We start from the raw sequence: 7,052 nt of genomic DNA, 5'->3' as shown, positions 1-7,052 counted from the left end.
GGGGGAGACGTGTTGGCAATGCAGGCGGCAATCAGTCAGTTACAACAGGCGCAGGCGTTAACCGAAGCATTACGGGGTGCAGCTGAAACGGCCAAAGCTGAATTAGCGGATTTGCAGCAACAGAAAGCGTTATTGAGTGACACGTTAACCGAACTGAGAAAATCGGCGCTGTTACTTTCCGCCCCCGAAGGTATCGCTCAGACGACAGCGAAAAATCTCCAATTTTCTGCGGGGGACAATGTGATGGTCACCAGTGGGAAAAATACCGATTTTAGCGTGCTGAAAAAATTCACGGTGGCTGCCGGTGGGATGATCAGCCTGTTTGCCGAAAAGCTGGGGATCAAACTGTTTGCCAGCCGAGGGCGGGTAGATATCCAGGCGCAGGGTGATGCGATGGGATTGGCGGCGTTGAAAGATATCACGGTGAGCAGCCATGAAGGCAAAGTGCTCATCAGTGCCAAAGAGGAGATTTTACTGGCCTGTGGCGGGGGATATATCCGTATTGGCAACGGGCAGGTGGAAAGCGGGGCGCCCGATAACATTATCCAGCGGGCGGCGGTGTGGCAAAAATTCGGTGGGCAGAGTTTTAATCAGATGGCATCCCAACGTGAAACAACGGATTTTTCTATAACGCCGCAGGTGCTCTGGCCTTTTGATGATTCACCGGTGAACCATCAAAGTAGCCTTTTGCACAATCAGGACAATAGTCAGCAACCTTCGACAACCGGCTCGAATGGTAAGGTGACCAAACAGCAGCAATTAGGGGTGGAAGCAATGAAGTTCTATTTAAAAGAAGGTAAGGAGTAATGATGTCCGATTCATCAGAAAAAATTGTTGTTCAGCCTGTTTATGACGAGCATGGCAGGTTGTATTACCCGTTAGTTAATGCGCCCAGTGAAAAGAACCTGACGGCGATTTGTTATAAGGTGCCAAACCGGGTTATTCCGGTGATTTTTCTGCCGGGGGTGATGGGGAGTAATTTGCAGGATAAAAATGGAACGTCAGTTTGGCGTTTAAACGGCAGATTGGGTGCCTTGAAGGACTGGGTTTTAAAGGGTGCAGAAGATCGAAAAAAGTTGCTTGATCCGGAAAATACTGTTGTCGATTCACGGGGTAGAGTAGACGACAATCATAAAGAAGGCCCTAAATTTCCTTCGCGAAAGGAACGAGGTTGGGGTGAGGTCGCCTATATGAGCTACGGCGAATTTTTGCCCTGGCTTCAGGCGGCGCTGGATGATCAGGATGAGTTATTGCACAACCGGTTGAATAAGACGGGGAAACAGACATTGCGTCAGCAACTGGAGTTGATGGATCTACAGGCTGAGATGGGGGAAGCCAAACTGACACGGGATGAAATTAAGCTGAGTTATCAATATCAGTTTCCGGTTCATGTGATGGGGTATAACTGGCTTCAGTCTAATGTAGAGTCAGCAAACCGGTTGGCGGACTATATTGACCAAGTGGTTACGGGCTATAAACGGCGGTGTCAGCCTTGTGAGAAGGTGATACTGGTCACGCATTCAATGGGGGGGCTGGTGGCACGTCACTATTCAGAAATATTGAAGGGACGTGACAGGCTTCTGGGGATTGTGCATGGTGTGATGCCGACATTTGGGGCACCGACGGCTTATAAGCGGATGAAAGCAGGTGAAAGTAGCCTGACTGGATTAGTCATGGGCAAAGATGGCGGTCAATTCACTGCCGTGATGGCACAGTCACCGGGACCACTCCAGCTATTACCCGGTTTGAGATACGGTAAGTGGTGGTTGAAGATTGAGGATGGAAATACACGCTATAGCTTACCGGAGCGTGATCCTTATGAAGAAATCTATTTACAGCGTGATAAGTGGTGGGGGTTATGCGAAGAACGTCTGATTAACCCGACTAATGAGAAACAAAACCCGGCGATAATGCAGGCAGATTGGGATAACTTTACAAAAATAATCAGAAAAGATGTGCGTAGTTTTATAGAAGAATTAACTGGCTGTTATCACAGCAATACCTATGCTTTCTATGGTAACAGTACTAAACACCTCTCTTATGGCACTGTCCGCTGGGTAGCACGTAAAGATTATTTTAATCGGAAAGGTAATCCTGAACTGGCATTCAATAGCCCGATATTTGATCCTATGAATGCGGAGCTTTCAGATATGCGCAGTGTCAAATATCCAATAAAACCTGGCAATGACTATTCTCTAATACAAACTTTTACTATAGCGGATCCGCAAGAGCCCGGTGATGGCACGGTGCCAGTTGAGGGAGGGAAATTTACCGCTAGCGGTCTGCGTTCAATTTTGGGGGCGGAGGTTGATCATGAAGGGGCCTATAATACTGACGATACCCGTTTTTTTACCCTGCGGGCGATTGTTAAAATAGCACAATCTGTTAAACAAACATCTTTGGCTTATCCTGATGAATAGAAAAAAAGCGTTTGCCATAATAATTGCCAGCTTGCTTGTGCTGGTGTTTTACGGGGTGTGGCACTGGTTGCAGCCCTATCCCCCACATACTGTGTTAAATCAGAAGGAAAAATTAGCTGTGGACAAATTGTTAACTAACTTACAAACCCGTTGTATCGGCCGATATCTGGTGGATTTACCGGAAAACTATCATGATACGGTGAATGCTTCCCGGGTGAACGATCATTGGGTAGAAACCCAACGGATCTATTTACCTGCCTTTGAACAGCGTATTCAATTGAGGGAGCAGGCACTACGGCAGACAAAAACGGTGAAGGTGATTGATATGCCCTATTTAAAGAATATTTACTCTGTTCCTCAGGGGATGAAAGGGATTATTTTTGAACGCATAGAGAACGTAAGCGTTGATGATGCATTCAGAGTACTGGAGGCTTATTTGTACAGTAATGGAGTAGCAATTAAAGTAGAAATGGAAACGACAAATGGTTCAGCCGCTCGCTATGACAAAGACAGGGCATCCTACCCTGTTGTATATGCTAATACAGCTCAGAAAGATTTAGCTACACTGAGGGATTTATTATCCCGTATACACGGACGTGAAGAAACAGAAATTCCGACTACTGCGGGAAGTTGTATTTCCAATGCGTTTATTGCAAATAATCAAAGGGATAAAGAAGATATCGGTACATTATATAAAACTGGCCCGGATAATTATTTGAATGTGAGAATACAAACGAATAACTATATCCGGGAAAAAGACAGTATGCTGGAGCGTATCGGCCAAATTAAAGCATCCCTGTACCGGGGTAATATTTTTCGTAAAGGCGCGCGAAAAATTAATGGGCTGGATACTGAGGAATTATTGGCGGTAGGATTACAGCCGGATAGTGATGATCCGCGTTATCAGTTTACGTTACTGGCAAATGAGAAAACCGGCGGAAAAAAAACACCGGTCTTTGATTTAACGGTGGTCAATGATGAAGAGACACCGACAGCCTATACCCAGAATGAAATAGTGGCGTTCTGGGATGCTATTAGTCAGACCGTTAGAGTCAGACCCGGCGCTTTCAATCCCCAATAACATGCGTTTTAAATTAAACCCTTTATAGGGATATAAGGGTTAAAAATCAGGGTGGGAAAAGATAAGAAAATACCAATACGTATTTTAGGTTCAATCATCAAGATTGTCTGGGCGGTAAAAATTGAATAAAAGAAATATCTTACTTATTTTGTTGTCTGGTGTGGCTATTTATGCCTTGTGGCGGTGGTATTTACCTGATCCTTCTCATCCTGTTTTAACTGAAAAGGAAAAACAAGAGACAACCGAAATGTTAGCAAATATGCAAACCCGTTGTATTGGTCGGTATTTGGTGGATTTACCGGAAAACTATCATGATACGGTGAATGCTTCCCGGGTGAACGATCATTGGGTAGAAACCCAACGGATCTATTTACCTGCCTTTGAACAGCGTATTCAATTACGGGAAGAAGCGTTACGGCAGATGAAGACGTCATATCCCGTTGATATGCCCTATTTAAAAAATATTTACTCTGTCCCCGAAGGGATGAAAGGGGTTATTTTTGAACGTATGCAAAATCAAAGTGTCCCGGATGCGGTCAGGGTATTAGAGGCCCATCTATATAGCAATGGCGTGGCGATTAAAGTAGAAATGGAAGCGACAAATGCTTCCGCTGCACGTTATGACAAAGATCGGCAGATTCATCCCGATATTTATAATAATGATGTGCCAGAGAAGCTGGCTGAGTTAAGGTATTTTTTGTCCCGTACACGGGGGCGTGATGAATCGGAAATTCCGACTACTGCGGGAAGTTGTATTTCCAATGCGTTTATTGCAGATAATCAAAGGGATAAAGAAGATATCGGTACATTATATAAAACTGGCCCGGATAATTATTTGAATGTGAGAATACAAACGAATAACTATATCCGGGAAAAAGACAGTATGCTGGAGCGTATCGGCCAAATTAAAGCATCCCTGTACCGGGGTGATATTTTTCGTAAAGGCGCGCGAAAAATTAATGGGCTGGATACTGAGGAATTATTGGCTGTGGGATTACAGCCGGATAGTGATGATCCGCGTTATCAGTTTACGTTACTGGCAAATGAGAAAACCGGCGGAAAAAAAACACCGGTCTTTGATTTAACGGTGGTCAATGATGAAGAGACACCGACAGCCTATACCCAGAATGAAATAGTGGCGTTCTGGGATGCTATTAGTCAGACCGTTAGAGTCAGACCCGGCGCTTTCAATCCCCAATAACATGCGTTTTAAATTAAACCCTTTATAGGGATATAAGGGTTAATCTAATCAAGGAGGATAAAGACACTAAAATACCAATAGGCATTTTACATTCAATTGTCAGAATGACTCAGGCGGTAAAAATTGGATAAAAAAGAATTTGCCGATTTTATTGGCGATGGGGGGTATTCTCTCTGTGAGAGGTCGTTTTTTTAATAATGCATTAATCGGTGACTCAATGTGATTAAATTTGATTTTTGGGATGTGGTATTAGTCTGTGTTTTTCTTCTTTTCTATTATGCCTGGCCGGTCATAATGATTATTGATGGTTATGTCATTTATCGGACGGTTCAATGCATTAAGCGAAAGAAATACAAAGTCCTGCTGTTCTTAATCCCTGTTGTGGTATTATTGAGTGGGCCACTTATTTATCTTTTAATTCAGTTTTTAAAGGTATGGGGCCCTTAAGATTAAAGTCAATAATGAGATATCTCGGGATGAAATATTATCTCCTGATATCTGGTGGTTTATTTAGGGTTATTTCGATAATCAATAGAGGATATCACAATGTCTAGTATTGTTTGTTTAGGTGATGCCACTGATCGAGGTGGAAAAGTGATCACTGCTTCTTCAACAATGTATTTCGACGGTAAACAGGCCGCTTTGGTGGGTGATCTCATTAATTGCCCGCTAGACGGGCACGGTATTAATCCCATTATTGAGGGGGATAATACCGTTCAGGAAAATGGCCGCGCTGTAGTGGTGCATTATTGTCGCTGCCAGTGCGGGTGTCGAGTATTGAGTTCAATGCCTCATAACCAAGTTGAGTCATCGTCATGAGCTGGCCTATTCCTGAAATCCCCCGTCTTCGTGTCGTGGCGCCTGTGCGTTATGGGTTGTGGGGGATGATTTTATTGCTGATGCTGGCGGTGGGCACAGGTATGGCGCTTGTGCTGAGAGAAACCCCCGATTTATTGCAGGTCGTACTGTATGGCAGTTTACCGGCTTTTTTCAGTTGGATGCTGTTATTCGGTGCGGTACTAAACCGCTATGAGCGATTTTGTACTGCGGCGCAAGCCTGGGAAGCCGCCAGTGCGGAAACCCGTTTCCAGTGGCAGCAATGGAGCAGAAAGCAATTGGCGGTGGTCGGCAATTTTATCCTGACGCCAGAACCGCAGGGCATAGCTCCCTTGTTGGGTAAACCGAAGGAGATTCCAGCGTTTCCCGATGCCGGACGGACGCTGTCTGTGCCATCAACGGATATCCGACAGTTATTGGCGAAAGTTGATGATAAGTTTGAGCAACAGTGTTCGGGGTATCGCTCGCTTTTATGCACCATTTATCTTGCTGGCGCCCCTTCAATGGATTTGTCTTATCATCAAGAGTGTGTGCAACAACAGTGGAGTTTGGTTCCCACTCAAATAGAGAGCAGGGAGGTAATAACGTCATTGTACGACAAAGCGGCTTTTGAGGGGCTGATAATGGTTATCGCCTGCCAGTGCTGGCCTGCCAAAGGAGGTAAAGAAGAGTACAGCGAATTTTTGTCTGCTCAGTTACTTTCCTCAACGGCATTTGCCGCCCAGAAAAAGTTAAACGTTCTGGCGGGTATGGGAAGGGCGCTGCCATCATTACCCGGGGAAATAAAGAAAGATTTCAGAATGTTGTTTGAGTATAACCGCATTGCCAAAAACAGTATGCAGCACCTCTGGATGACGGGGGGGTCTCAAAACGTGCTGACTGAACTGATGATGGATGGCCGTGATAGCCCATTCCATTTTGTCCCGGAAAATCCTGTTCATTTAATCGACCATACTTTTGGTCCACCGGGGCCGCTGTCTGTGTTTCTGACCTCAGCTATGCTGACGGAGGCCACTGGCCTGACAAATAGCGATCATATCATTATCAATCAATTACCTGAGGGTAGCGCTGTACTTTATTTAATGACGAAGGAGTTACATCCATGAACGCGAGTCATGATCATCACTATGGCCTTCGGGGATATGTTTTTATTACGCTGAGTCTTGCCGGAATATTTTTTCTGCTAATTTATTTAAATCAGGCATTGCTTGCGGACAACGGGTTACTAAACCTTGCGTGGTATGCCTATGCCACGCTTTTTCCAGCCATACTGATAGGCTTATTGGGGAACGCGGCATGGGAGTATATACGGCAGAATAAAGCGCAACAACAATTCCGGCCAGAGACTGTACAAGCTGAAATTCGCCTCAGCCAGTCTGCGCCAATAGTCAGTGATTTGGGTGATCGTATGCACCGTCGTTACGGGATGTTCTGGTGGTATAAAGTCCGTATCTTGTTGTTGGTGGGGGAGGTGGAGCAGGTGGAAGCCATCGCGCCGGGGCTGACGACCCAA

At 45.2% G+C, this 7,052-nt stretch carries 6 protein-coding genes and 1 pseudogene; all 7 read left to right on the top strand.

Going from position 1 to position 7,052, the window contains the following annotated elements; translation table 11 throughout:
- The coding region (locus LGZ99_RS22825; RefSeq protein WP_262979680.1) for a DUF2345 domain-containing protein at window positions 1-807 on the top strand (807 nt) is incomplete at its 5' end.
- 2 nt (window positions 808-809) lie between these two features.
- Entirely contained in the window at window positions 810-2,420 is a 1,611-nt protein-coding gene (locus tag LGZ99_RS22820; RefSeq protein WP_262979679.1) for an esterase/lipase family protein, read from the top strand.
- Window positions 2,413-3,501: a Tli4 family immunity protein gene (locus LGZ99_RS22815; protein ID WP_262979678.1), complete on the top strand. Its 1,089-nt coding sequence runs from the start codon at window positions 2,413-2,415 to the stop codon at window positions 3,499-3,501. The genes LGZ99_RS22820 and LGZ99_RS22815 overlap by 8 nt, the downstream gene beginning before the upstream one ends.
- Window positions 3,502-3,622: 121 nt before the next feature.
- Entirely contained in the window at window positions 3,623-4,702 is a 1,080-nt protein-coding gene (locus LGZ99_RS22810) for a Tli4 family immunity protein (RefSeq protein WP_262979677.1), read from the top strand.
- A gap of 546 nt (window positions 4,703-5,248) precedes the next feature.
- Window positions 5,249-5,521 carry a PAAR domain-containing protein gene (locus tag LGZ99_RS22805; protein ID WP_036836768.1) on the top strand — a complete coding sequence of 91 codons (273 nt, stop codon included), beginning with the start codon at window positions 5,249-5,251 and terminating at the stop codon, window positions 5,519-5,521.
- A complete protein-coding gene (locus LGZ99_RS22800) occupies window positions 5,518-6,645 on the top strand; it encodes a KPHS_23130 family T6SS system protein (protein ID WP_036836767.1) in 1,128 nt (375 codons plus the stop codon). The genes LGZ99_RS22805 and LGZ99_RS22800 overlap by 4 nt, the downstream gene beginning before the upstream one ends.
- A pseudogene (locus LGZ99_RS22795) lies at window positions 6,642-7,052 on the top strand (ImcF-related family protein); the annotation flags it as partial. The gene LGZ99_RS22800 and the pseudogene LGZ99_RS22795, both read left to right, overlap by 4 nt.

This window comes from Photorhabdus temperata (assembly GCF_025384845.1).
Lineage (GTDB): Bacteria > Pseudomonadota > Gammaproteobacteria > Enterobacterales > Enterobacteriaceae > Photorhabdus > Photorhabdus temperata.
Note: the sequence above shows the minus strand (reverse complement) of the source record. Positions and strands in the feature narration are given on the sequence as shown.

Bases quoted from the DNA above. Each gene is read 5' to 3' on its own strand.
- LGZ99_RS22820 (WP_262979679.1), top strand. From the start codon at position 810: ATGTCCGATTCATCAGAAAAAATTGTTGTTCAGCCTGTTTATGACGAG.
- LGZ99_RS22815 (WP_262979678.1), top strand. From the start codon at position 2,413: ATGAATAGAAAAAAAGCGTTTGCCATAATAATTGCCAGCTTGCTTGTG.
- LGZ99_RS22805 (WP_036836768.1), top strand. From the start codon at position 5,249: ATGTCTAGTATTGTTTGTTTAGGTGATGCCACTGATCGAGGTGGAAAA.
- LGZ99_RS22800 (WP_036836767.1), top strand. From the start codon at position 5,518: ATGAGCTGGCCTATTCCTGAAATCCCCCGTCTTCGTGTCGTGGCGCCT.